Consider the following 26,353-nt stretch of genomic DNA (forward strand, 5'->3'; position numbering starts at 1 on the left):
CGATGGGGGTCTAAAGTTGGAGGACTGTGTACCTAAAATCGAATTTGAAATGCGAGAGATGGTCAAACGCCATTTTACAGTTGATTCTTTAATTCAGTACGCCTATTTATTTTTAATGGACCGGCTGAATGAGCAGCTTCCTTTTGGACGTTTGACCGTGCTTCACTACCGGATGTTCGGCGGTGAAGGGGCGGCAGTATATCGTGCGGCGGCAGCCGTTGAATTTCTTATTTTAGCGACCGATATATTCGATGATTTACAGGATCAGGATGCGCCAAAGCAGGCCTGGTCTGAAGCTCCTCTGCCTATAGCGCTGCATCTTGCAGCCGCTTTTTTGACCCTTTCGCAGCAAGCGATGATGGATTCTGAATTCGATAGCTCCCATGTGCAAACAACAATGAAAATGATGAACCTTCAACTCCTGCAAGCGGCCAATGGGCAAATGATGGATTTGATGAACGCTGTATCAGATGAACACTCTTATTTTCAATCCATTAAGCAAAAGTCGGCAGCCTTGATCGTTCATGCGTGCATGACAGGCGTTATGCTGACCGGTCGAGGCTGGCATCCGATTGTTGCGGAGTATGCCGTTGAGGTAGGAATGGCGGCTCAAATTAAAAATGACATTCGTGATCTGCTTCGCTGGGATGAGAAAAATGACTTTTTGCAGCGGAAGAAGACGCTTCTTACTTTGTACATGCTTGAGGATGCTGTAGATCAGCATAATTGGATCAGGGATTATTTTGAAGGTCGCTTGAATGAGGCTGATGTAGCTGATAAGCGCGGACTGTTTGAGGAAGCGTATGAAAAATCCGGCGCCATGCTGTACGGCTTAGTTGTGATGCGTACACATTATAACCGTTTTATGGAGCTCATGGAATCGGTTCCTGAAGTGGCCGTGCACAAGGAAATGCTGTTAAGCATATTGGCTAAAGAATAGCTTCGCCATAACACCGCAATGGTAGTTGCGGTAAATACGAACTAGATTTGCGTTTGCTTACCTATCATTTCCTGCTATAGTTATCTACAGAAAGACCTTTACACATTCCAAGGAGGAGTTCCAGTGTTGAAAGAATATATTCGTTCTTTAGCCAAAGACTCGCAATTGATGGATTTAGCAATAAGCGGGAACTTGCAAATGGCTGGAGTAACTCCAGCGGAGAAAAAAGCGATTTTTGAAACCCTGAGCATTCAAGCAGATAAGAAAGATAATTACCAAATGGTCTACTGGACATAAGGTAATGCGCTGCATGAATTTAGGGGGAGAAAGATGAAGCTGTTGCGCTCAAGGAATCTATTGCTTTTTCTCTTCCTGAGTGGATTATTCGCTTTACTTGGTTACCTTACAGTCGTTATCATTAGCGATCCGTTTATTGGTATAGTGACTGTGAAAAATTCGCAAGGTGAATACTTGGTAGAGTCGCTTGAGCCAGCAGGACAAGCTGTTTTGAAGGGTATTCAACTTGGGGATGTTATTGATGAAGTTAATGGAAAGCCAGCTGGACAAAATGTTAATATCATCAAGTTTTCTTCCGTAGAGAGAGTTGAGAGCATTGTCGTTAGTGAAAAAGCTGGCGAACAAAGGCTAGTGACTTTCAATCGAGGTTGGAACGGTGATCATACAGGTTTGGAACTGCTCATTCAGCTTTATATTCCATGGGCTTCCCTGTTGTTGTTTCTGGGGCTATCCACCTTCCTGTATAGGAAAAGGAAAAATGATAGTGCTGCCATTATGCTCATATTGTTTTTCTTGGCGATTGGGCTGAGTTACTTTTCTTCAGCCGCAGCCTATCGTAATGATTTGGTAGGCGTTACCGTCATGTATGCAGTCATTCCATTTGTAGCTATTTTGTTCCTGCTATTTATGAATATGTACCTGCGAAGATATGGCATGATTTTTATTAGCCCTAAGCTAATATGGTATCTGTCGGTAGCTTTCAGTATTGTTTCCTTGTTTTGCCTCGTCTATATTTGGACGAATTTTATTCCGGAGAAAGTATTTCTAAACGCTAGAATGGTATATCATGCCACACTGATAGTCGGGAATTTCATTTGTGTCTATCAGTTGTTTAGGAAGTACTTTTATTATCGGAGTAGCAGGTTCAACTCTTTATTCAAAATAACGCTAACCTCGCATTTGGTTGCTTTTACTCCATTTACGACGATGAATTTATTGCCGTTGTTGGGAGGAAACATTCAAATTTTGCCGGCGGCGTTCACAGCACCGTTTTTGTTCGTGCTGCCGATCGTTTACTTTTATTTATTAACATCCAACCAATTGTTTGATGTTGATTTTATATTGACCCGCTTTAAGTATTATACATTGCTGTCCTTGTTGCCAGCGCTTATCGTTACATTGGCGTTTGCTGCGATTGTAAGTGGGGACGTTGTATTCTCTTGGGTCAGATGGCTTCAAATCTTTATCGTTAGTTACGTTGTTATGACCCTGTTTCTTTATTCCAAGGAGCAGATTGATCATAAATTTCGTCCCAAGCTTTTTAAAGCCATGTACAGCTACCAAGACAGCCTCGATCGTTTCTCACGCAAAATTGCACGAGTCATGAAACGGGATGATCTGGAGATGGTGCTGAAAGAAGAAATTGGGGCATTGCTTCCGGCTAGCCGAATTGATTTTCTCATTGTAGACCAGATCGAAGCAGTGGTTAACCCGGTAGGAGAGAAGGAAGACGAGCAGAGTACAGCTATTTTTCTGCTGCAAGTGTCTGATTCGCTTCAAGTCGGGGAAGTCGTTGAGCTGCCTCATGGTCTGGGACTAGTTATTGGCTGCCAGAAGTCAAAGCAGTACATCGTATGGATTGGCTCCAAAACCAACCATACCCGCTTCAATTCAGATGAGCTTCGTTGGCTCAAGACGCTTGCGAATTATGCAAGTATCGTGTTTGAAAACTTATATCTGATTGAAAGCTTAATCGAGGATTTGGAATCTGAGGTTAAGAAAGAGCAGGCGACAACACCTTGGATTTTAAGATTGTTGTTTTGCCTCTCGGAAAATGAACGGCGGAAGCTTGCAGCAGATCTTCATGACTCTGCGCTTCAAGACCAGTTATTGTGGTACCGTAGGCTGGAAGCACTCATGCTGGACCATCCGATTACGGAAAAGCTTGAAGTCGAGCTTGACGAAATCAAAGAAGGGCTGCTTGATGTCATCCATCAAATTCGGGAAACCTGCAATGAGTTAAGACCGCCGCTGCTTAAGGAAATGGGCATTGTTGAAGCATTGGAGTCGATTATTGAGCATACGCAAATGAGAAACAATTTTGCGGTGGATTTTCGGGCCAAGCCTTTCGACAACCTGCTTAACGAAGAGCAGATTACAGCGATTTATCGCATTGTCCAAGAGTTGCTTCGCAATGCTGATAAGCATGCGCGTGCCAATCTGGTCACGCTAGAATTAGAGCAGCGAACAAACATGGTTTATTTTCACTATAAGGACGATGGGGTCGGCATGGATGTCGATTATATGGAGGCTTCTTTCGAGCATATGGGTTTATCCGGTATTAAAGAAAGAGTCGCTAGCCTTGAAGGTGAAATAACATTCCGGTCGAAACGTGGAAAAGGTCTTGAGGTCATTATAATATTGCCGCAAAATATGACGACTGGCCGATCGGAAAGGGGTTTGCTGCGTGATTCGTATCTTATTAGTTGATGATCATCCATCTGTTGGAGAAGGCACCAAAACGATGATTGAACAAGATCCTGAAATGAAGGTGACGGTTGTATTATCGGCCATGGAAGCGCTGGATGCGATTAGCAACGAAGGCTTTGACATTATTTTATGTGATTTGAACATGCCAGGCATTAGCGGTCTGGAGCTTGCAAAACGTTTGATTCAGCAGGATCCAGATCGCAAAGTGCTCATATATACTGGGTATGAAATTAGTACGCACTATAATTTATTGATTGAATGCGGCGTTTCCGGCTTTATCTCTAAGACGGTCTCGCGAGAACAGCTGCATAACGCCATTCGATGCGCTATGCGAGGGGAAGCGGTTATTCCGATTTCACTACTCAAGCAGCTGCGACGCAACGAAGTCAAGATTACGCGTGCTGAGAAGGTAATTGAAGAAGTATCGATCAAAGAACGCGATCAGGATATTTTGCAGCAGGTCGCGTACGGCAATAGCAACAAAGATATTGCCATTAAGCTGCATATGAGTCAGCGTACTGTAGAGTACCATCTAACCCGGATATTTGAAAAGCTTAACGTTAGGTCCCGATCGGAAGCGATCGCTGAGGCAAAACGGCTTGGTATTATCCGACTTGAGCAATTTGTCCCTTGAGTTTTACCGTCGCTGCCTATATATTCGATAGGCAATGACATTTCTATATTGGGATAGCTGCGGCAATATTTGCAAGCTGCAGTCACTTGATCCCCTCAGTAATACCCTAAAATTGGTTTCCCTCTCAATGCTTGCGCTTTTATAGCGCAAGCATCTTTTTATATTTTTTTAACGACCACGTTCACCAGCACTTTTTAATATAAAAAAAGAACATTAACCCATTCGTCTAGCTTGTGAATGGTTAATGCTCTGCAAAGTTATTCTAAAGAGGAAGTGATGTAGCGGATATTATTCACTAAGCGTTTCCCATTGCTCATAGGCTTCGCTTAATGCGATGCGCTTCTGGTCGATTTGCGACTGGATTTCCTGGATCCGCATGTAATCGTTGAAAATAGCTGGGTCTGTCAGCTGCAGCTCCAAATCCGCAATGGCTTGCTCCAGGTCGGCAATATCAGCTTCTACCTGCTCCAGCTTGCGCTGACGGCTGCGTTCTTCTCGCTTTGCCTGCTTGTCCAGCGCGTAATCGCTAACGTTGTCGGAAGACGCAGCTGCTTTATTGCTTGATGCAGCCCGCTTAGCCGCTTCCTCCAGCCGCGCTTCTTCGAGTTCATGCTTTTTCTCTATCATTTCGTCATAATTTCCTAGGAAATGTTCGGTGCCCGCCGGTGTCAGTTCGACAATACGCTCCGCCATTTTATTAAGGAAATATCGGTCATGAGAAATAAAGAGCAGCGTGCCTTCGTAATCGAGCAAAGCGGATTCCAGCACTTCCTTGCTGTATAAATCCAAATGGTTGGTAGGCTCGTCCAAAATGAGCACATTGGCTTGAGCCAGCATGAGCTTTGCTAGTGATACGCGAGCCTTCTCGCCGCCACTGAGCGCCGAAATGCGTTTGAGCACATCTTCGCCGCTGAATAGAAAGCTGCCAAGAACAGTCCGAATACGGGACTCCTCCATATGGGGGTATAGCCCCCAAACCTCTTCCAGTACGGAATTGGTCTGATTAAGTCCGGTATGCTCCTGATCGTAATATCCGAGCTTGACGTTCGAGCCCCAGGCGATGCTGCCGCTCGAAGGCTGGCGCTGGCCGACAATCGTCTTGAGCAATGTCGATTTGCCGATACCGTTAGGTCCAATAAGAGCTACCGTCTCGCCACGCTGCAAGCGGAAGGAGACATGCTGGAACAAGGGCTTGTTTTTCTCGTTGAACAGTACCGATAAATCCGACACCTGCAGCACGTCTTTGCCGGTTTGGCGCTCAATTTGGAACGTGAAATTAGCTTTCTTTAAATCGCCCAGCGGTTTGTCGAGCACGTCCATTTTGTCGAGCGCTTTACGGCGGCTCTGAGCGCGTTTCGTAGTCGAGGCACGGACAATGTTGCGCTGAATGAACTGCTCCATCTTGGCGATTTCGTCCTGCTGCTTCTCAAACTGCTTTAAATCGCTTTCGTATTCTGCAGCCTTCAGGTCAATATAGCGGCTGTAGTTGCCAGTATACCGTTTAGCGGAATGCCGTTCGATTTCGACAATCGTCTGCACAAGCGCATCAAGGAAATAGCGGTCATGAGAAACGACAAGAATGGCGCCGGAATAGCTGCGTAAGTAGCCTTCGAGCCAAGTGAGCGTCGGAATATCCAAATAGTTGGTCGGCTCATCGAGCATGAGTAAATCAGGCGCTTGAAGCAAAATACGGGCGAGTGCCAGCCTCGTCTTCTGACCGCCGCTTAGTGTATGGATAGGTGTATCCGGCGGAAAGGTGCCGAAGCCCATACCGTGAAGAACGCTGTTGATGCGCGTATTGATTTCAAAGCCGCCTTGCTCGCGGAACCAGTCGGAGCGGCGGGAATAGCGGTCGAGCACCTCTTCATATCGCTTCGGCTGTTCATGCAGCGCAGGATCAGCAATTTGCTGCTCCAGATCGCGCAGCTCCTGCTCGGCCTCCAGCAAATGAGCGAACACGGCGCGCATTTCGGCTTCAATGGTGCGGTCGGATTGCAGGCCGCTGTTTTGAGCCAAATAGCCGAGCCGCGTTTCCTTGGCCTTGTGGATGGCGCCGGAGTCGAAAGACAGCTCTCCGGCAATGATTTTTAACAGTGTGGACTTGCCGGCGCCATTGACGCCAACGAGCCCGATGCGTTCGCGTTCAAGCACCTGCATCGTAATGTTTGATAATATGGGATCTACACCGTAGCTTTTACTTATATTAGAAACTTGAAGCAGCATGAAAAATACCTCCAACGAATAATTGCTTAGCTTTCGCTTGCTTGCTGTTTCATTATATATTACCACAAATGCAAGCCGCCATTGGCGAAAGTTGCATAACAATGGTAAACTGAACATAATCGAAATTGAGGAATTGGAAAGGCAGAATAGCGGTTATGGCGGACAATGAAAAATCGCAAATTAAAGCGGAAAAACAGCGTATTCGAGCGGATGCTGCTAAAGTCCGTGATCGCCTGTCGAAGCAGGATCGGGCATTATGGTCCGGGCTTGCTTGCGGCGCGTTAAGCCAGTGGCTGGAAGCGCACCCACAGCAGCGCGAAATCATGTGTTATGTTCCGTTTCGCTCCGAGCTGGATATGTGGCCGCTAATGGACTGGTTGTGGTCAACAGGACGTGAAGTAATCGTGCCTCGTTGCCATCCGCTTGATCGCTCGATGACACTGTACCGATTGCAATCGCCAGCAGATTTGATGGAGGGCGCATACGGAATCCGTGAGCCTGATCCGGCAAAATGCGAGGAGCTTCCGCAGGGGCATGTGCCAGACAGCATCATCGTCCCCGGCATTCGGTTTGACCGCATGGGCGGACGAATGGGTTATGGCGGAGGTTATTATGATCGCTTTGCCGAGCGGGCAGCTGAGACTGGGAAGCACGCGATATGGATTGGCGCAGCTTTTGAGGCGCAGGTTGCAGAGCAGGTTCCGATGCAGGAGCATGATTTGAAGATGAACGGAATCGTAACGGAATCCGGGATTCATTTCATATAAAAGCCGTGAGGGGGAGAGTGTGCTGTGGGGTTGACGCATTTTAACGAGCAGGGCAGAGCCAAAATGGTGGATGTAAGCGATAAGGACGTTACGTCTCGCAGCGCTACAGCACAGACGACCGTTACGATGCACAGCGAGACGCTAGAACGGATTAAAGCGGGAACGATAGGCAAAGGCGATGTGCTGGCTGTCTCGCAGGTTGCAGCTATTATGGCCGCAAAAAAAACATCGGACGTCATTCCAATGTGTCATCCGCTTCCATTGACTGGCGTGGATGTGCGCTTTGACGACAATGGCGCAGATGAGCTCTACATACAGGCATCCGTGAAAACAACAGGTAAAACAGGGGTCGAGATGGAGGCGCTGACGGCGGTTTCGATCGCTGCGCTTACCGTTTACGATATGTGCAAAGCAATCCAGAAGGATATGGTGATTGGCCCGACACATCTTGTTTCAAAAACCGGCGGCAAAAACGGCGATTACCAGTTTCAAGCGGAAGCAGACTCGAGAGAAAAATAAAGCAGGGCGGCTGTTTCCAGCGATGGAATCACCCATGATCGGACAAGGGATGGGAGGAACGGTAAATGCAGTGGAAAGTGGCTATTTTGACGGCTAGTGATAAAGGCTCGCGCGGTGAACGTGAAGATACGAGCGCTCAAGTTATCAGGGAACTGGTAGAGGAGGAGCTTGGCGGCGTTATTGTCGATTATCGCATCGTTCCGGATGAGCAGGATGAAATTATGGCAGCCATCATTGAGATGACCGAATATTATCAGGCAGATTTACTGCTGACAACGGGAGGGACAGGCCTTGCGATCCGTGATGTTACGCCTGATGCTACATTGCGCGTGGTCGATCGGGTCATTCCAGGGCTGGCAGAAGCGATGAGGTTTGGCGCTATTCAAAAGACGAGAAGCGCGATGCTGTCCAGAGGCGTATGCGGCATCCGTGGCAAATCGCTGATTGTGAATTTGCCGGGCAGCCCGAAAGGCGTCCATGAGAGCTTAATGGCCATTATGGATCAACTGCCTCAGGCGCTTGAGATTATTTCCGGTACACAGGGCGAGGACGTATTATGAGCAGCTCCGGACAGCAAGAGCAGCAGCAAGATCAGCAAAAGCAGCAAAAGCAAGCAGTTACAGCGGCAGAGCTGAGTTTGGAAAGCAAGTCGGTGCTAAAGGAAGTGTCCGTCTATGATGCCATTGGTTTGCGGCTGGCTCATGATCTGACCCGCATTGTGCCGGGCGAGTTTAAAGGCCGCATTTTCAAAAAAGGCCATATTATAACCGAAGCCGATATTCCGAATCTGCTCGATATTGGCAAGGAGCATATTTACATTATGGAGCTTGCCGCTGGAGAGCTTCATGAGGATGATGCTGCAAGCAGGATGGCAAAGGCGCTTAGCGGAGACGGCATTTGGCTTAGCGAGCCGCATGAAGGCAAAGTAAGCATGAAATCCGAGCTGCTGGGGCTCGTCGAGGTTGACGAAGCACTTGTGCACGCGATTAATTCACTCGGCGAAATTGCACTTGCAACGGTAAAGACGAATAGCGTAGTGAAGAAGGACGGGCAGCTCGCGGCTACTCGCGCTATACCGCTTGTCGTACCGGAGTCTAAGGTAGAAGAAGTGGAGCGTCTGGCGGCAGAGTATCGCTCGGCACATGAGGGTGCTGCCCCACTTCGGGTAAAGCCGTTTCGCAAGCTGCGAGTGGGTCTGCTTACGACGGGTGGAGAAGTATTCGGCGGGAGGATCGAGGATAAATTCGGTCCCGCTGTCCGCAGCAAGCTGGAAGCCTTCGGCTCAGAGGTCATCGAGCAGCGTTTTGCACCCGACGACAAGCAGGTGATCGTTAATGAAATTAACTATTTGCTTAGGCAAGATTATGATATGATATTGGTAACAGGCGGAATGTCTGTCGATCCTGACGACCGCACACCAGGCGCAATTAAGGCGTCGGGTGCACACATTGTTAGTTATGGAACGCCGATGCTGCCTGGCTCCATGCTGTTAATGGGTTATTTGAACGAAGTGCCAATTCTTGGCTTACCGGGATGCGTCATGCATGACCCGTTTACTTCATTCGATGTCCTGCTGGCACGCATACTTGCTGGGCATCAAATTGTGAAGGAAGATATTACACAGCTCGGTTATGGCGGTTTGTACGGATGCTGAGTTTGGACAGACAACCAAGAGTGAGAAGGAGGTAGACGATTATGCCATCTATTGGTGCAACGGGAATTATTTTGCTGGTGCTAGTGGCCCTGCTGTTGTTTGGTCCGAACAAGCTTCCTGAATTGGGTAGAGCTTTCGGTCGGACGCTTAAGGAATTTAAAGCGGGTGCAAGAGATGTATTGGATGACGAGCCTAAGGAAAAAGAGGAGAAACGGATCGACGTTTCCAAATCAGAAAATACTGAGTCGAATAACAAGCGGCTGCCGGATTAATCGGGCCCGCTTTTTTTCTGGAAGGAGATTGTGACAGATGGGAATCAGGCAAGACAAAGCTACCGAACAACCCTTTAATCGCGAACGGCTGCGTGAGGAAGGCCTGATGCCGCTGCTGGAGCATATCGGAGAGCTTCGCAAACGGATTTTTTATATGCTGCTTGTTATTTTGGTCGGTCTTATTGCCGGATTGTTTGTGGCCAAGCCTGCATACGATTTCATTATGAGCCTTGAGCCAGCGCGCTCTCTGCCGATGCATACGTTTTCCTTGTGGGATGGCGTCGGCGTCTATATGAAATTTGCGCTCGTCATTGCGCTTATTATTACGATTCCGTTTACGGCATATCAGCTATGGGCATTCGTTAAGCCGGCTTTGCATGTGAAGGAACAGCGGGCAACGCTTAAATATATTCCATTCGCTTTATTGATGTTTTTGGTGGGATTGTCGTTTTCTTATTTTGTCGTTTTTCCACTCGCGTTCCATTTTACCAGAAATGTATCGGACAGTTTGAATTTGGTGGAGACGTTCGGAATTATTCAATATTTCACCTTTATGTTTAATATTTTGATTCCGATTTCGCTTTTATTTGAGCTTCCGCTGGTCATTATGTTTTTGACCGCAATCCGGATTTTGAATCCGATTCGTTTGCGCAAAATGCGCCGTATCTCTTATTTTATTATGATTTTTATTGGGGTTGTAGTGACGCCGCCCGATTTTGTATCGGATGCGCTCGTTGCTATCCCATTAATCGGCTTATATGAAATGAGCGTCTTCCTGTCCGCTGCAATATACCGCAAGCAGCTTGCGGCAGACAAACTGCGGGAAGAGGAAATGAATGAAGAAGCGTCATAGCTTCATGCGATCGGCATGATAAAAATCCCTGTATCCGTTGCTTTTATGGCAGCGGGCACAGGGATTTTTATCATTTATTTGGCTGAAGCTCGACTTAATAAGCTAGCTGGAAATCATAATTTTCATGTTGACAATTTTTGAAGCAAAATATATTATTAAAACAGTTGTTTAAATCGATTGTTTAAAACATTTGTTTAAACCGGATAAATAGACACAGACAGGATGGGATTGGCGATGAAAAACACGATTCAAGCTTTTATGAAGCGTCCAACAACAATTGTTGGTATTATTACGGCGCTTATGTTTCAAATTGTATTTTCAGTTATATGGATGACAGGTTATAATGGAGTGACCGATCGTATTGATAAATTGCATATTGCAGTAGTCAATGAGGATCAACAGTTCGGCACGCAAATTGCAGGCTCCTTGGTTAGCAGCTTGCCTTTCCAAATGTCGCAGCCATCCAGTCTTGAGGATGCGAAGCAGCAGCTTAACGCACGCGAGCTGCAAATGATCATTTATTTCCCTGCTGATTTTACGCAAAAGGCGATGGCAGCAGATGGCAAAGCGGATATTGGCTATATTATTAATGAATCCAATCCTGCATTAATTAAATCTATTATGAGCGGCGTTGCCGCAGAAGTAACGAAAGAAGCTAATGCACAGGCGATAGAGCAAGGTATTGCCGGTACGCTTGGCAAGGCGGGTATTCCGACGGAGCAGGCGGCAATTGCCGGTCAAAGCTTAGCGGAACGTATTACGGCGAACATTGAATCGACCAACCAAGTCAAAGGCATGAACAATCAGATGGTTCCGATGATGATGGTACTAGCTTCTTATGTCGGCGCGATGATTATGGGGATGAACCTGGAGCAATCGTCGATGATGGTTAGTGCTGGGGCAGGCCGCTGGAAGCGTTTTGCAGCTCGCAGCATCATTACGGCAGGATCGGCAATTTTCGTTTCTCTGATTGGTTCTTCTTTGCTTGCTGCATTCAATGGACAAATGGAGCAGGGCTTCTTGAAGCTGTGGCTGTTCCAGCTCATGTTCGTGCTTGCTTTTATGTTTGTTTCTCAAATGTTCCTGTACGTGTTCGGCATGACTGGCATGCTGTTTAATATTATTGCGCTGTCTGCGCAGCTCGTTTCTTCCGGCGCAATTGTGCCGCGTGAGCTGCTCCCAGATTTCTATGTAAAGCTTGGAGAAGCGCTTCCTGCAACTTATGCAGTTGAGGGGCTAATGAATGTGCTGTTCGGTGGCACGGGCATCGGAAGCGAGGTCGCAGCACTGGCTATTATTGCGATCGTCGGATTTGTGATCAGCATGGCAGCGGTTGGCTTGAAGAAGCAAGCTGTGATGAAGCCAGGGCAGATGGCAATGAAGTCTAATTAATTCGTTTCCGCGCTTTCTGGTCAGCCCCGAGTGCTTGCGTCAAATAAAGTGGTTGCCGTTAGGAGGCTGAGATGAAAGCTGCGGATATCGATGTGAAAATGAGAATTTTGCTGGCAGCGAAAAAGCTGTTTGCCGCTCAAGGCTTTGACAGGACATCCGTCCGGCAAATTTGTGAGGAAGCGGGCGCGAATGTGGCGCTGATCTCTTATTATTTTGGCGGAAAAGATAATTTGTTTTTCGCCCTGTTTGAAGCTTTTTTTCCTAGCAGAGGCATTGCTTCTATCGCTCAGGATATGGAACCGCTTGAAGGCATAAAGCTCGTTATTCGGGAGCTGCTCACCTTTCGTTACGAGGATGCTGAGCTCTCTTACATTATTCAATGCGAGTTTGCGCTGAACACTCCACGTATTGAAATGATTGAAGAGCGTGTCCTGCCGTTATGGCAGCTGGTGCATCAATGGCTGTTGAAGGGGCATGAACAGGGAGTGTTTGAATTTAACTCCATTCATACGGCTTTCACAGCGGTTAGCTCAACCCTGCTTTTTCCTAAAGGTAATACTCGTATGCTGGTGCTTATGGGAGAGGATACGACCACGCTGGAAGAGCGGATTGCAGATACGACGGCCTTTATTCTAAAAGCGTTAAAACCGTCGGAATAAGCCGAATAGCATTATCCATAAATACGAGAAAACCAACTTTAACTCCGTTTTAACAAGCGGGGAGTGAAGTTGGTTTTTTTCACCTAAGATGAGCAAATTCCAGCTTAGTGCCTAAATATGAATGCTTACATTTTTCTTCATCATCAGGGAAGCAGCTTCCGCATCACGGGCTTCCAGCGCGTCAATGATCGCCTGATGCTCTCTAACTCCTACCTGGGCAATGAAAGCAGGCTGTTTAATAAATAAATACTTATAGCGGCGCAGGTGCATTTGCAGCGAGGAGGTGAAGGATTGAATATAGGCATTATCCGCCAGCTCCAAAATGACATTATGGAATTCCTCATCATATTCGATCGCTTCATAAGGCTTATTCTCCTGAATGCATTTCGCAAACTGGGCGTTCAGCTCGTTAAGGCGGGTTATATGCTCCGGCTGAATATGCGGCACTGCAAGCTCTGCCGCGAGAGCATTCAGAGCAACAAGCGGCGCATAAAGCTTAGGCATATCCTCTTCTTCAATCATCGTCACTCTTGTTTCCTTGCTGGGCAGCATTTGTACAAGCCCTTGTACTTCAAGCAATTGCAGCGCTTCGCGAATCGGCGTCCGGCTGACGCCAAGTGCATCTGCAAGCTCGGCATCGATCAGCTTCTCTCCGGGCTGAAGCGTGCCTTCTATAATCCATTTCTGGAGCTGGGCTAAAGCCCGGTCCTTCGCAGATATGCGCAGCGGCGAGGAATAATTAGTCGGTATCGGCATTGCATCACCTTCTTCAAAAAAATTCGAGCCGCAGCTCTTAAACGGCGTTATTGGCTACTTCCTATCATATATCGAAGCAGCAAGAGGGCGCAAATGGATTAAAGTAAGCTCGATATAAACAAAAAGCAATCGTGAAAATAAATCTTGCTATATCATACATAATCAGAATATAATATGCAATATATCGCATATCAAACGTCGATTTTTACTTCGAAAAAGGAGAACCTAATGTCAACCAATCAAGCTGCTATTCGGCCAGCTCCGGCCAATGTCGCGGCCACCACTTTTTTTCCGATTTTGTTTGCTGCAAGCTCCGTGCATTTGCTCAATGATACGATTCAATCGATTGTGCCTGCGCTGTATCCGGTGCTTAAAGATTCTTTTTCGTTAACCTTCTCGCAAATTGGTTTTATTTCTTTAATTATTAATTTGACAGCAGCGATTTTACAGCCGCTTATTGGTATTTTTACTGATAAACGGCCGATTCCAAGGCTGCTGCCGATTGGCATTCTTTTCACCCTGGCGGGTGTGCTGGTGCTGTCCTTCTCGGCGTATTATTGGATGATACTCGCTGCGGTTATGCTAATTGGGGTCGGGTCAGCAATATTCCATCCGGAGTCGGCGCGGGTAGCTTATGTGGCAGGCGGGGCGCGCAAAGGACTGGCGCAATCGATTTTTCAATTTGGCGGAAATATTGGACAAGCGCTTGCTCCGATTATGACAGCGATGCTGTTCGTACATACGGGGCAAAAGGGTGTCGTCTGGTTTTCCCTGCTGCTTGTTGTCGGGTTCATGCTGCAAAGCTACGTCGCCCGCTGGTACACGAAGCACTTGAAGGCTGAGAAGGAGCGCAAGGGGACGGTGCAAAATCATCCGTTCGCGAGAAGCGGTCTCTCTAAGGGAAGAGTTGCAGTTGCGGTTACGATTATTATGATTTTGGTATTTTCTAAATACGTTTATATTTCAGCGATAACGAGCTATTATTCTTTTTACGCAATAGAAAAATTCGGGGTATCGACGAGCCAGGCACAATTGATCTTATTCGTGTTTCTGGTTGCAAACGTTATTGGGCTGCTGTTCGGCGGCATGCTAGCGGATAAATTCAGCCGCAGGGCGCTGATTTGGTTTTCGATTTTGGGCACGGCACCCTTTTCACTTGCCCTGCCGTATGCGAATTTGACGCTTTCGGTTATTTTGATCTTTTTTGCGGGGCTGATTTTGGCTTCGGCGTTCTCGATCATTATGGTGTATACGAACGAGCTGCTGCCAGGCAAGGTCGGGCTCGTATCCGGCATATTCTTCGGCCTTGCCTTCGGGCTTGGCGGTGCGGGATCGGCGATTCTCGGCAATCTTGCTGATGCGACAAGCATTGTGTTCGTAATTCAATGCTGCTCGTATTTGCCGCTGCTGGGGCTATTCACCGTATTTCTCCCCTCTGACAAAAAGAATAAGCCGCTGCAAGCATAAGCAAAAAAAGGTAAGAGCGATGATTGGCGCCATAAGGTGCTGGTCATCGCTTTTTTTTGCCAGATGCTCAAGCTTGCCTGCGATAAAGTCAAAATAATGATATAGGTTGGCAAAATACCGTCACAGCGCGAGCGCCATTTTTTCTATGATAAAGGTATCCATTATAGATCGAGGTGAAGGCTCATGAATCCGCTACAAGAAACAACGACCAAGCAGAAGCATTCGGGCAAACAGCAACTGGCGGCGAGGCGGTCAAGCGGCGCGATCCAGCGAAAAGAAACGCTCGCAGGTTTTCTGTTCGTAGGCCCGATGCTCATAGGTGTGACGGTGCTGACGCTGCTGCCGATACTCGCAACCTTCGGGCTGTCGCTGGCGGACTGGAATTTTATCGCTGGCTTTGATGGCCTGAAATGGGTCGGCTTCGATAATTTTGAGCGGCTGGCGAAAGATGCGGCATTCCTAAAATCGCTGAAAAATAATGCTTATTTTCTACTGACCGTTCCCGCTTATTTGGCGGTTTCGATGTTTCTCGCGATTATGATCGACAAGCATGTGTATTTGAAAGGCTATTTCAAGGTTGCGTATTTCATGCCGTACATTTCCAGCATAGTAGCGGTAGCTATCGTCTGGCAGGTGCTTTTCCACCCGTCAGCGGGACCAGTTAATCAACTGCTCATGGCGCTCGGTATTGAAAATCCGCCGAAATGGATTGCTGATCCCAAATATGCGCTTCCATCGCTCATGATGATTACCGTCTGGACGGCTATCGGTTTTAATATGATCGTGTACATTGCAGGACTGCAATCGATTCCGCGGGATTTGTATGAGGCGGCCGATATTGATGGAGCAAACGCCTGGGTAAAATTCAAAAGCATTACGTTCCCGCAGCTGTCGTCAACCTCCTTTTTCCTGCTTGTAACAGGCATTATTTCGACGTTCAAGGTATTTGATTTAATTGCGATTTTGACCAAAGGCGGGCCGCTTTCCTCGACCAGCATGATCGTCTGGTATTTATACGATACGGCATTCGTCAATTTGAAAATCGGCTATGCCTCCTCGATGGCAGTCGTCCTGTTCGCTTGTGTGCTGCTCATTACCCTTCTGCAATGGGTAGGACAGAAGAAGTGGGTGAATTATTAATAGCATTTCTATAAGGGAGGCAAGAAGAGAATGAACCAAAAAACGATAAATACGGTTCGCAAATCGATTTTCACGGTGCTTATGATGGGCATGAGCATTTTGTTCCTGCTGCCCTTCGTCTGGATGCTGTCCACTTCCTTCAAAATTGAGGCGGATGTGTTCACCTATCCGATTCAGTGGATACCGAAAACGTGGCATGTCATTGAAAATTACAAGGAAGTGTGGAATGGGCAATTTCCATTCTATAAATACTATTTGAATTCCATTAAAATTACAGTAGTCACGACGATATTATCGTGCATCGTATCCGCGCTTGCTGCTTATGGCTTCTCCAAAATCCAGTTTGCAGCAGGAAAATATTTGTTTCTTATTGTACTCGCCACTTATATGATCCCGCAGCAGGCGATTTTGGTGCCGCAGTTTATTTTGTATCGCTCGATTGGTTTTTTCGACAGTCATGTGGGACTGATTTTGCTCGGCAGCTTCAGCGTGCTTGGCACCTTCATGCTGCGCCAGTTTTTTATGGGCGTCCATAATGAATATATTGAGTCGGCGAAAATCGACGGGGCGGGACATGCCCGGATATTTATGCAAATTGCGTTTCCGCTTGTGCGTCCAGCCGTTGCGACGTATGCGATTTTGCGCTTCATTTGGACATGGAACGACTACCAGAATCCGCTGATCTTCCTGCGGACGGACAGCTTGTACACGATTCAATTGGCGATGCAAAAGTTTACGACCATTAACGGCGAATTTTATTCGCTCATTATGGCGGCCGCCGTATCGTCGATCGTGCCGCTGCTGATTATTTTTGTCATTGGGCAAAAAAGCGTCATCGAAGGTATTGCACTGGGCGGAGTAAAGGGGTAGTCTAATCAGTTGCAAGATGTACAGCGGCAGACACTGCCCCAAGCGGGCTGCTAGGGGAAGTCAAAATAGTCGTAAATGTAGTCAATATTGTAGTATAGGAGCGGGCAGCCGCATTGCTACAATAACGATAGATAGAAAGCGCATACACACATATTTCACACAGCTATCGTTATTTTTTTATTTTCATGAGGAGGGTTTGCATGTTTAGAAAAATGAAATGGTTATCGCTTATGCTTATGCTGATGTCGATCATGATGGTGGCGGCGGGCTGCTCAGGCGGAAATGCAGAGAGCGGCGGGGCAGCGGCTTCGCCAGCAGCGAGCAGCAGCACGGAAAGCCCGGCGCAGGGGGCGGCTGATGAAGAGGTTACGATTAAGCTGCATACGTTCGGAAACGAAGCGAGCTATAATTGGAAGCAGACGATTGCGGCATTTGAGGAGAAAAATCCAAACATCAAGGTTGATGTCGTCGTATTGAGCGAGAAGGGCGATACGCAGGAGGCGATTCAGAAGCTGGATCTTGCCGCTTCCTCCAATGAGCAGATGGACGTCATTATGTTCAGTGACCCGGCTGGCTATGCGCAGCGCGTTGGTCTTGGCATGGTTGCTCCGATTGACGATTTTATTGCTAAAGAGGGCTTTAAGGTTAATGAAGAGTACAAGGTTGATACGATGCTGGACGGCAAATATTATGCGCTGCCAGGCAAGTTCAACCCTTGGTATGTTCTGCTGAACAAGACGCAGCTGACCGCTGCTGGGCTAGATGTGCCAACCGAATGGACTTGGGATGACTTTATGAGCTATGCGAAGACGCTCACGACAGGCGATGGCGCATCGAAGCATTACGGCACGTATTTCCATGGTCCGCAAAATGGCGGCTGGATGGAGTTTCTGAAGCTGGCGCTGGCGAATCAGCCGGATAATACCGAGTTTTTGAAGGCGGATGGCACGTCCAATCTGGACAATCCGCTCATGCGCAAAACGCTGGAGCTGCGCGTGCAAATGGAGAAGCAGGACAAATCGGCATCCCCTTACACCGATATGATTTCGCAGAAGCTGCATTACCGCAATCAGTTTTTCAACCAAGCAGTCAGCATGATCATGATTGGCAGCTGGATGAACACGGAGCTTGGCGGAACCGAGCAATTCCCGCTTAACTTTGAAGTGGCAGTCGCTCCTATTCCGAAAAATGCAGCCACAGACGAAGGCGGCTACACGATGGTGACGACGGATTATGTATCGGTTGCAGCTGCTTCCAAGCATAAGGATGCTGCGTACCAGTTTGTTCGCTGGTATACGACTGAAGGACAGATCGCTCAAGGTAAAAATGTTCCGTCCTGGAATGGCATTGACGATTCCCAGCTGGAATCGATTATTGATACGATTTTGAGTGGTACGGCAAATCCGGAGAAGGTCGACAAGCAGTCGCTGCTGTCGGTGCTGAAAAACGCCAAATCGTCCAAAATCATTCCGCCCGTTACGTATCAAGCGGAAATTTATAAAGTGATCAATGAGGAGTACGAGAAGCTGATTTTTGATCAGCAGGATATTGATCAAACGATTGCCGCCTTGCAGGAGCGTGTGCAGCAGGTGATTGATTCGAACAAAAAGTAGAAGAGGGTATGTGGTGGAAGAAAGTCTGCTGCGCAAAAGATTGGCTTCCGATCGCCGTTATCGTCAAATTTCCTTTGCTTATAGCAAGGGGATGGTAGAAATTTGACGATAAAAAGCGAGCGCTAACGCTTCTCCAGTCCAATCTTATTGCTGCGCAGACTTTTTCAAAATATAAGAATTTATAAGTTTCACCCTTATACTCAGCTTATATTTCACCGCGAAACGTTAGCTTTACCGCCAGAGGATGGCGACAGCCGTTTCACCTTGCCACACGGGTAAAGCATAGGAAGAAGTGCAGAGCTGTTGCTGCACTTCTTTTTGCCTGAAACCGCAGAAAATCAATGATTTTGCTGTATAGGTTGAGCTAAAGATTCCAGCCACCCTACTCCTTCCTTGCCCAAGTTGCTGCAACTGGGGCGGATCTTTTCTGCTGGCTGAAATTCACGTGGCTCGTACAGCTTTGTACCGTGGCGTTCTTTATGCAATTGCGCTCTTTGCGTTGCTCGCGGACTGTAAAGTCCTTATTGCCCCATTTTCGTCCTTTTTCACGTTGCTGCGGACTGTGAGGCGGTTATATTCCTCAAACTAGGCTCATTTCATGTTATGCAGCACATATAGCGGCTTCTGAGTCCGCGAGCACGGCCAAAGCTTGTTTTGCTCACAAATAACGGCGTCACAGTCCGACAAAAGGTATTTTCCATTTAAACAGCTTCATCTTAGGGGCAAAGCTGATCGACTGAAGCTTCCCGATCTTATATGCTCTAGTCCAATCGATATAGAAAAAATCTTAAGGGAAAACGACGCGGAAATGGTGCGTTTCAGTTACACTTGAAAGAACGACGAAAAAAAGGGGTGGGGTTATGTCTAGTCAATGGCTGTCGCTGCTGCGGCTGAGGTCGTTTCGCTATCGGTTGATGGTAGCGGCCGTCGTCTGTCTGCTCCTCCCCACTTTAATTACGCTCGCCGTCTACAATATGCTGACGAAGGATGCGATGAAGCAGGAGGCGGTCACGCAATCGCAGCAAAAGCTGGAGCTGGTGGATGGCTATGTGTCGAATTTGTTTAATTATATGTTTTATATCGCCAATAACGTACAGCTGGACTCGGAAATGAACCGGATTATGAAAGCGATTGCTTCAGGAAAAACCTACGAGGGCGCAAGCGCGGAATATGACCGCTACCTCGATCGCATGAAGATTATGAATAAAATTGAAAATATGACCGTCGTCGGCGATAAGGCGTATGTGACGATTTTGCTGAAGGACGGGACGAATTTTGCCAATTATTCGTTTGATGAATACGACCCCGGCTTATTTCGCGAGGAGCCTTGGTTCGCGCAGTTAAATGGGTTGTCCGGACTGCAATCGTTTTGGCCGGGAGCTACGCCGACGGTGTTTGACAGTGATAAAGGCCGCAGCCCCTACCAGCTGTCCATTGCCCGGGCATTGCGCGGCGACAGCGTAAATCCCTACGGCTACGTCATCGTGACGATATTGGAAACCAAGGTGAGCGATATTTTTCGGAAAATCGAGCTGGAGCAGGAGACGATGCTGCTTGGCAGCGAGGACCACATTTTATCGCATCCCGACGCCAAGCGTGTGGGCGAGATTTTTCCTTATGCAACGCTTGCAAGCGAGCAGTCGGACCCGCATATTTTGCAAATTGAAAACGAGGATTATTTAATGGCCTGGCATACGAATTCGCTTACGGGCTGGAAGCTGGTGTCGCTTACTCCGTATGACCGCGCTGTATTTAAGCTGAATGTTATTTTCAAACGCGTCTTTACGTTCCAGCTCGTATCTTTCTGCTTATTTATGGTGCTGCTGCTTTATTTGCTGGGTAAATTTACACGGCCGCTCGTTCGTCTAGGGCGGGTAGCGGAGACGGTGCAGCGCGGCAATTTGGAGGTGCGCTCGGGCATTCGCGGGGAGGATGAGATCGGCTATTTGGGCCAGTCCTTCGATTTAATGCTCGATAAGGTGAAGGAGACGATTGGCGAAATTACGAAGACGCAGGTGCGAAAGCGCAAGGCGGAGCTTGCGATGCTCCAGGCGCAGATCAACCCGCATTTTCTGTTTAATGTGCTGAATTCGATTCGGATGAAGGTGCTGCGCAAAGGAGATTCGGAAAGCGCAGAAATGATCAGCTCGCTGTCGAAGCTGCTGCGGATGACCATTAGCCAGGATAAAGGCGTCATTCCACTTCATGAGGAAGTCGATCTCGCCATTGATTATGTAAGGCTGATGAATATGCGGCAAAAGGAGAAGGTGGAGCTGACGCTCGACCTGTCGCCTCTGAGCTTAACGGCACTCGTCCCGCGCTTCTGCCTGCAGCCGATTATTGAAAATGCGCTCATTCATGGCTTCAGCCAGCAGGCCGGCTTAATGACGATTAGTGCGAGCGAAGCGGAAGGCGGCTATCAAATAACGGTAAGCGACAGCGGTCAAGGCATTGAGAAGGGAAAGCTTGAACGGCTGCGATATAAGCTGGGCGCAGGAGCTTTAGAAAAGCTGGACCAGGGAGCCGCGGGCGAGGAAGAGGGAGAAATAAGCGCCTTGCCGGGCAAGTTTTCGGGCATTGGACTTGTTAATGTGTATGAGCGGATGGGCATAACCTACGGCGAGCGCTTCCAGATGACGATAGACAGCGATATCGGGCAAGGCACAGTCATTACGCTGTACATTCCGAAGCAGGTGGTGGATTCTGATGGTTAAGGTGATGCTGGTTGATGATGATTATCCTGTGCTGGATCTGCTGGCTTTTGCCATTGAGTGGGAGGAGCTGGGCTTTCGGCTGTTAGGCATGCATGAGAACGGCGAGGTCGCGCTGGCAGCGGCGCTGGAGGAAATGCCGGATATTCTGATTACAGATATCGGGATGCCGCGCATGGACGGACTGGAGCTCATACGCCGGCTGAAGGAGCACAAACCAGAGCTGCGCGTAGCGGTGCTGTCCTGCCACGATGAGTTTCGTTATGCCCAGCAGGCGCTCAAGCTGCAAGTGCAGGATTATTTGCTCAAGGATACGCTTGATCCTTCTGATATACGCAAGCTGCTGCTGCAATTTCAGGCGGAGCTGAATGAGACGAAAGATTTGCATATGGAGCAGCTCCGCAAGGAGCATATGGTCGATCGCAACAAGGCGCTGCTGAAGGAGCAGTTTATTAGGGCGACGCTTCATCAGCCGATGCTGGACCCCGAAAAATGGCAGCAGGAGCTGGGAGCATTCGGCCTGCCGTTCGGAGCCTCCGAGCGGGTCATTCCCGTGCTCGGCATCATCGACGATTACCCTCGGGCGCTGCAGCGTTTTCGCTCGGAGGAGGTGCTGCGTTTTGTAGTGGACAATGTTACCCGCGAGGTGATGGCGAGCAGGGAGACGGGCAGCCCCGCTGCCCATTTTGTGTACAGTCCACAAGAATCCTTCTTCATGCAGGTATGCCCGCATGGATTGAAAATAAACGGCTTCGACGAGGTAAAGCTGCTGCTCGCCGAAGTGCAGCGTACGCTCAAAAGCTCGCTGAAGCTGACGATGTCTTTTCTGATCGGCGATAGCGCGAGCGACCCTTTGCGCTTGCGGGAATCGCTGGCGGAGCTGCTTTCCGGGGCGGAGGCGCGCTTTTACCGCGCGCCTGGCTCTATTGTGAAGGCAGGCGCCGTGCAGGCGGCGCAGCCCATAAAGCCAGGCAGCGACAATCCGCTGCTGGAAAGGTTTGGCGAGGCGGCCGAGCTGCTGCGGGAGGCGCTGCTGGGCCATAAGCGCGAGGCGGCAGAGGAGCTGGTGCGCCAGTGGCTGTTGCTCGCGGAGCAGCGGAGGCTGCCGCCCGAGCAGGTGAAGGATTGGGTGTTTAAGCTGCTGCTGGACGTAAAGCTCAAGCTTCAATTGATGCAGCATACCCGCTCAGCAAGCTCGATTGACGTCAGCCACCATGAGGTGTGGGAGCTGGGCAGCCTCTCCGAGCTGCAAGCGTGGCTGATTGCCCACTGCCTGTCAGCGATAACCGCCTCCGAAAATGGCGTCAGCGGCAGCAAGCGAGCCGAGGTCATCGACGCATGCGAATACGTTTCGCTGCATTTGGACAAAAAGATCAGTCTCGACGAGGTCGCCGACCAGCTGTTTATGAACCCCAGCTACTTCAGCCGCCTGTTCAAGAAGGAAATGGGCGAGACCTTTATCGAATATGTAATACGGATGAAAATGCATCGGGCCAAAGAGCTGCTAGATCAAACCGGCTCCCCCATAGGCAAAATATGCGAGACTCTTGGCTACGATAACCAGAGCTATTTTATAAAGCTGTTTAAATCATGTACAGGTGTGACGCCTGTGGAATATCGGAGAGGGCAAAAGCGATTGTAAGAAGGACAAAGCGATTGTAAGAGATGCTAAGGTAGCTGGAAGCCTGTTATTTTAAGGTGAGATGGATAGTTGCTGAAGGTGTCGGGATCGGCTTGGAAATGGATAGAGTGGAGATAGGTAACAGATAGAGAGGAGATCGAGAGCAGATCAAGAGCAGATCGAGGTCAGATAGAGGGCAGAACGAAAGCAGATAGTAACGGATAGGGAACGGAGAACAAACGAAAGGCTGTAGAAGTTTGGGGAGAGGAGCGGGATATATGGAGCAGAAGAAGCAACAGCAACAGCAACAGCAACAGCAAGAACAACTACCGCTGGAAAGGCGCTTTGCAGAGCGTTTCTCCGGGCAGCTGTATTTGCCGACAGAGCGCCGGAGAGGACTGGCGCTGTTGTTGAATGGAGAGCCGCTGTCTGAAGGACAGCTAGGCGAGGCATGGCATGACAAGCTGCGCCAATCTGAGGTGCAGCGTCCGTTAGTCGAGGAGATTCGCGCCGAGGCACAGCGCCAATTGGTAAGCGAAGAGCCGGAGCTGAGCGAATCCTTGTTTCGGATGTACGGGGAGACGGGGGAGCGGCTGCCGTACGAACGGGTTTATTTTCAAAAAAGGCGGCGGCTGAATTCATTCGCACTAATGTCCTTGATTGAGCCGGAGGAAGCGCCATATTTGGAGGCCCTTCAGGCTGCGCTTTGGTCGATCTGCGAGGAGCGGACGTGGTGCCTGCCTGCGCATCTGGGCGGGGCGGAGCAGCAGACGCCGATTGATTTATTCGCTGCGGAGACGGGCTTCGCGCTCAGCGAAATAAGCGTGCTGCTCGGCCCCCGGCTGCCAGAGGAGCTGCACTTGCGTATTCGTGAAGAAGTGGAAAAGCGGCTGTTTCAGCCATTTTTGACCGAGGGGCCTTATTTTTGGGAGAATGCGGAGCATAATTGGGCGGCGGTATGTGCCGGGTCGATTGGCGCAGCGGCGCTGCATTTGATGGATGATCGCGAACGGCTGGAAGCGGTGCTTTCGCGCGTATTAGCTGCGATGGATTGCTTTTTGGACGGCTATGGCGAAGATGGAGCTTGTGCGGAAGGGTATTCGTATTGGCAATATGGTTTTGGCTTTTATGTTTATTTTGCTCAGCTGCTTAAGGCGGCAACGGATGAAGCCATTGATTTATTCCGCAGCGCAAAAGTACAAGAGATCGCAATGTTTCAGCAGAAATGCTTTACGGGTGGACGCAGCATTGTGAATTTTTCCGATGCCCCTTCTGAAAGCGGTATCTTCATGGGGCTGAGCTCATATTTGCATCAGGAGTTTCCAGCTGTGGCTCTGCCGCATGCCAGCCTGCGCGACAGCTACACAGGGGATCACTGCGCAAGGTGGGCGCCTGCGGTGCGGAATTTGCTTTGGTGGGCGGAGTCGGCAAACGCAACGGCAACGGCAACGACAACGGCAACGAGAACGACAGCGGCAACTAATAGTGAAAGTGCCGAGGGGCGAAGCGACTCGGAAAGCGCTGCAGCTCTATGGCCGACAGAATCGTTTTATTTGGAAAATGTACAGTGGCTGCTGTCCCGTTATGTCGCAACGGATGGCGCTACTTATAGCTTTGCCGCCAAAGGCGGACATAACGCTGAGCCGCATAATCATAATGATGTCGGGCAGTTCGTAATGCATGCGGACGGAGAAGCCTATTTGGCGGATTTGGGCAGCGGGGAGTATACGGCGGACTATTTTGGCCCGCAGCGGTATACGATTTGGTGCAACGGCTCGCACGGACATTCCGTGCCGATTATTGGCAGCGCGCGCCAGCGCGAGGGCGCGGACGCGCGCGCCGTGGTTGTGCAGGCGGCGACCAGCGCGGAGCTTGACGTGCTGGAGCTGGAAATGCAGGCCGCGTACGGCGAGGAAGCGGGCCTTGCGGTGCTGGGGCGGCGCTTCGAGTGGAACAAGAAGGGCGCGCTGCCTGTGCTGACGATCCGAAATCGGTATCGGTTTCGGGAGGAAGTAGTCGGCGGGCGCGAGATTATCGAGCGCTTCGTTGCATGGCAGATGCCGGAGGCCGGGGAGGCCGGCGGTGTCGTGGTCCTGCAGGGACGCAAGAGGCTGACGATTGCGTTCGATGCGAAGCAGTGGAAGCCAGTGGTGACGCAGCGGAGCGACATGGATCATTTTGGGCGTGAACGTCAATGGTACACGCTGGATTTTCATCATTTGGAGGCGGGAACTGCGGCCGTGGATTCCGAGTTTGTTTTTCGCTTTGAGCCATAGGGTGGAATAGCTAAAAGCACGAGATTAAAGCGTCAAAGAAAAGGAGAGCGAAGCCATGACAGTGCAGGAGAAGGTGCAGGAGCAGCAAAATTGGGTGAATGAAGCTTGGGACAAGGTGAATCAGAAGATCGGACGGACTAGCGGCCGAATCGGCTCACAATTTCCCCATGCAAGCGTGAACGGGGTTTATGTGCTGGAGGCGGCGCATTGGTGGACGGCGGGTTTTTGGCCGGGGCTGCTATGGCTGCTCTATCAAGATGAGAATTCGCGCACGGAGCGCTACAAAGAGCTTGCCGAAGCCTGCGAGCTTAAGCTCGACGAAGTCATCATGGGCTATGACCGGCTCGACCATGATATCGGCTTCATGTGGACGCTGACTAGTGTGGCACGTTATAAGCTGCTTGGGGAGGAAGATTCCCGGCGGCGGGCGCTGCTTGCAGCAAACCTGCTATGCGGACGCTTCAATATTCAAGGGCGCTATATTCGGGCATGGAACCCTTGGCGGGAAGGCGAGCGCAATGACGGGCTGGCTATTATCGACTGCATGATGAATTTGCCGCTGCTCTATTGGGCTTCGCGCACGACGGAGGACCCGCGCTACAAGCATTTGGCAATGGCGCATGCCGATACGGTGCTGGAGCATTTTATTCGGCCGGATGGCTCGGTTTATCATATCGTAGAGTTTGATCCGCAAAGTGGCGAAGTAGCTGCAAAGCATGGCGGGCAAGGATTTGCAGCCGAATCGGCATGGTCGCGCGGCGCGTCCTGGGCGATTTACGGCATGGCACTCAGTTACGCCCATAGCGGCGAGCAGCGGTATTTGGATGCGGCGAAGCGCACGGCTCATTTTTTCCTGGCGAATTTGCCAGAGGATTCCGTACCGCATTGGGATTTCCGGTTACCGGATGGCGTGGAGACATACCGCGATTCATCGGCGGGCGCTTGCGCGGCCTGCGGTTTGCTGGCAATTGCGGATGTAGTGCCAGAGGTCGAGCGTGAGTTGTATCGCCGAGCGGGCGAGCGGATTTTGAAATCGCTGTACGAGAACTATGGCGCATGGGCGGACGATGCACAGGAGGAAGGGCTGGTTTTGCATGGCACGAGCCACTACCCGGAACGCAAAAATCTCGACGTCCCGCTCATCTACGGCGATTATTTCTTTACGGAGGGCTTGTCCAAGCTGCGAGGCTACGATAGCTTCTGGTCGTAAGGCGAACATCAAGTGTCATCTGATCGTTATCCAATTCGCATAGCTAGGG

Annotated in this window: 23 protein-coding genes; 20 read left to right on the top strand and 3 right to left on the bottom strand. The window is 49.4% G+C overall.

The genetic code is table 11. The features are described from left to right. The first annotated feature begins 16 nt into the window (after nucleotides 1-16). From AC6B99_RS20715 to AC6B99_RS20730, 4 genes are all read left to right on the top strand, one after another. A complete protein-coding gene (locus AC6B99_RS20715; RefSeq protein ID WP_056043552.1) occupies nucleotides 17-940 on the top strand; it encodes a polyprenyl synthetase family protein in 924 nt (307 codons plus the stop codon). Nucleotides 941-1,063: 123 nt separating this feature from the next. After that, complete coding sequence (gene comX, locus AC6B99_RS20720) at nucleotides 1,064-1,237, top strand: competence pheromone ComX (protein ID WP_155973652.1); 174 nt, start codon at nucleotides 1,064-1,066, stop codon at nucleotides 1,235-1,237. Nucleotides 1,238-1,270: 33 nt separating this feature from the next. Next, the gene (locus AC6B99_RS20725; RefSeq protein WP_496664119.1) at nucleotides 1,271-3,667 is read left to right on the top strand and encodes a sensor histidine kinase; all 2,397 of its coding nucleotides are present in this window, start codon (nucleotides 1,271-1,273) and stop codon (nucleotides 3,665-3,667) included. Then, nucleotides 3,645-4,301, top strand: a complete 657-nt coding sequence (locus AC6B99_RS20730) for a response regulator transcription factor (protein ID WP_046229099.1) — start codon at nucleotides 3,645-3,647, stop codon at nucleotides 4,299-4,301. The genes AC6B99_RS20725 and AC6B99_RS20730 overlap by 23 nt, the downstream gene beginning before the upstream one ends. 288 nt (nucleotides 4,302-4,589) lie before the next feature. Here the strand turns inward: AC6B99_RS20730 and AC6B99_RS20735 are convergent, their stop codons facing one another. After that, nucleotides 4,590-6,524, bottom strand: coding sequence for an ABC-F family ATP-binding cassette domain-containing protein (locus AC6B99_RS20735; RefSeq protein ID WP_496664120.1), 1,935 nt, complete (start codon nucleotides 6,522-6,524; stop codon nucleotides 4,590-4,592). Nucleotides 6,525-6,679: 155 nt separating this feature from the next. Here AC6B99_RS20735 and AC6B99_RS20740 point away from each other — a divergent pair, with 155 nt between their 5' ends. The 8 genes from AC6B99_RS20740 to AC6B99_RS20775 all read left to right on the top strand — a co-directional run bounded on the left by AC6B99_RS20740 (nucleotide 6,680) and on the right by AC6B99_RS20775 (nucleotide 12,640). Further along, on the top strand, nucleotides 6,680-7,291 hold the full coding sequence (locus AC6B99_RS20740) for a 5-formyltetrahydrofolate cyclo-ligase (RefSeq protein WP_496664121.1): 612 nt from the start codon (nucleotides 6,680-6,682) through the stop codon (nucleotides 7,289-7,291). A gap of 24 nt (nucleotides 7,292-7,315) precedes the next feature. Further along, complete coding sequence (moaC, locus tag AC6B99_RS20745) at nucleotides 7,316-7,810, top strand: cyclic pyranopterin monophosphate synthase MoaC (protein WP_056043561.1); 495 nt, start codon at nucleotides 7,316-7,318, stop codon at nucleotides 7,808-7,810. Between the two features lie 65 nt (nucleotides 7,811-7,875). Then, a complete protein-coding gene (locus AC6B99_RS20750) occupies nucleotides 7,876-8,370 on the top strand; it encodes a MogA/MoaB family molybdenum cofactor biosynthesis protein (protein ID WP_046229101.1) in 495 nt (164 codons plus the stop codon). A gap of 77 nt (nucleotides 8,371-8,447) precedes the next feature. Further along, nucleotides 8,448-9,464, top strand: coding sequence for a molybdopterin-binding protein (locus AC6B99_RS20755; RefSeq protein ID WP_496664210.1), 1,017 nt, complete (start codon nucleotides 8,448-8,450; stop codon nucleotides 9,462-9,464). A 41-nt stretch (nucleotides 9,465-9,505) separates the two neighbouring features. Then, the gene (gene tatA / locus AC6B99_RS20760; RefSeq protein ID WP_056043563.1) at nucleotides 9,506-9,736 is read left to right on the top strand and encodes a twin-arginine translocase TatA/TatE family subunit; all 231 of its coding nucleotides are present in this window, start codon (nucleotides 9,506-9,508) and stop codon (nucleotides 9,734-9,736) included. A 37-nt stretch (nucleotides 9,737-9,773) separates the two neighbouring features. After that, nucleotides 9,774-10,589, top strand: a complete 816-nt coding sequence (gene tatC, locus AC6B99_RS20765; RefSeq protein WP_081419174.1) for a twin-arginine translocase subunit TatC — start codon at nucleotides 9,774-9,776, stop codon at nucleotides 10,587-10,589. Nucleotides 10,590-10,823: 234 nt separating this feature from the next. Next, on the top strand, nucleotides 10,824-11,981 hold the full coding sequence (locus AC6B99_RS20770; protein WP_496664122.1) for a YhgE/Pip domain-containing protein: 1,158 nt from the start codon (nucleotides 10,824-10,826) through the stop codon (nucleotides 11,979-11,981). A gap of 71 nt (nucleotides 11,982-12,052) precedes the next feature. After that, nucleotides 12,053-12,640: a TetR family transcriptional regulator gene (locus tag AC6B99_RS20775; RefSeq protein ID WP_056043569.1), complete on the top strand. Its 588-nt coding sequence runs from the start codon at nucleotides 12,053-12,055 to the stop codon at nucleotides 12,638-12,640. A 111-nt stretch (nucleotides 12,641-12,751) separates the two neighbouring features. On the opposite strand, the gene AC6B99_RS20780 is transcribed toward AC6B99_RS20775, so the two are convergent. Continuing rightward, the gene (locus AC6B99_RS20780; RefSeq protein WP_056043572.1) at nucleotides 12,752-13,396 is read right to left on the bottom strand and encodes a GntR family transcriptional regulator; all 645 of its coding nucleotides are present in this window, start codon (nucleotides 13,394-13,396) and stop codon (nucleotides 12,752-12,754) included. A 228-nt stretch (nucleotides 13,397-13,624) separates the two neighbouring features. On the opposite strand from AC6B99_RS20780, the gene AC6B99_RS20785 reads away from it, so the two are divergent. The 4 genes from AC6B99_RS20785 (at nucleotide 13,625) to AC6B99_RS20800 (ending at nucleotide 18,486) form a co-directional block, all read left to right on the top strand. Further along, nucleotides 13,625-14,863: an MFS transporter gene (locus AC6B99_RS20785; RefSeq protein ID WP_494864191.1), complete on the top strand. Its 1,239-nt coding sequence runs from the start codon at nucleotides 13,625-13,627 to the stop codon at nucleotides 14,861-14,863. A 183-nt stretch (nucleotides 14,864-15,046) separates the two neighbouring features. After that, nucleotides 15,047-16,003, top strand: coding sequence for a carbohydrate ABC transporter permease (locus AC6B99_RS20790; RefSeq protein WP_056043578.1), 957 nt, complete (start codon nucleotides 15,047-15,049; stop codon nucleotides 16,001-16,003). 30 nt (nucleotides 16,004-16,033) lie between these two features. Further along, on the top strand, nucleotides 16,034-16,873 hold the full coding sequence (locus tag AC6B99_RS20795; protein WP_056043582.1) for a carbohydrate ABC transporter permease: 840 nt from the start codon (nucleotides 16,034-16,036) through the stop codon (nucleotides 16,871-16,873). Nucleotides 16,874-17,073: 200 nt separating this feature from the next. Then, a complete protein-coding gene (locus AC6B99_RS20800) occupies nucleotides 17,074-18,486 on the top strand; it encodes an ABC transporter substrate-binding protein (RefSeq protein ID WP_496664123.1) in 1,413 nt (470 codons plus the stop codon). A 231-nt stretch (nucleotides 18,487-18,717) separates the two neighbouring features. Here AC6B99_RS20800 and AC6B99_RS20805 read toward each other — a convergent pair whose 3' ends face one another. After that, nucleotides 18,718-18,867, bottom strand: a complete 150-nt coding sequence (locus tag AC6B99_RS20805; RefSeq protein WP_155973654.1) for a hypothetical protein — start codon at nucleotides 18,865-18,867, stop codon at nucleotides 18,718-18,720. A 479-nt stretch (nucleotides 18,868-19,346) separates the two neighbouring features. Here AC6B99_RS20805 and AC6B99_RS20810 point away from each other — a divergent pair, with 479 nt between their 5' ends. The 4 genes from AC6B99_RS20810 (at nucleotide 19,347) to AC6B99_RS20825 (ending at nucleotide 26,304) form a co-directional block, all read left to right on the top strand. Next, the gene (locus tag AC6B99_RS20810; protein ID WP_494881502.1) at nucleotides 19,347-21,200 is read left to right on the top strand and encodes a histidine kinase; all 1,854 of its coding nucleotides are present in this window, start codon (nucleotides 19,347-19,349) and stop codon (nucleotides 21,198-21,200) included. Next, on the top strand, nucleotides 21,193-22,839 hold the full coding sequence (locus AC6B99_RS20815) for a response regulator transcription factor (RefSeq protein WP_496664124.1): 1,647 nt from the start codon (nucleotides 21,193-21,195) through the stop codon (nucleotides 22,837-22,839). Before AC6B99_RS20810 ends, AC6B99_RS20815 begins: the two co-directional genes overlap by 8 nt. A gap of 257 nt (nucleotides 22,840-23,096) precedes the next feature. Continuing rightward, nucleotides 23,097-25,094, top strand: coding sequence for a heparinase II/III family protein (locus AC6B99_RS20820; RefSeq protein ID WP_496664125.1), 1,998 nt, complete (start codon nucleotides 23,097-23,099; stop codon nucleotides 25,092-25,094). A 55-nt stretch (nucleotides 25,095-25,149) separates the two neighbouring features. Then, a complete protein-coding gene (locus tag AC6B99_RS20825; protein ID WP_496664126.1) occupies nucleotides 25,150-26,304 on the top strand; it encodes a glycoside hydrolase family 88 protein in 1,155 nt (384 codons plus the stop codon). Nucleotides 26,305-26,353 lie beyond the last annotated feature (49 nt).

It is taken from the genome of Paenibacillus liaoningensis (assembly GCF_059609455.1).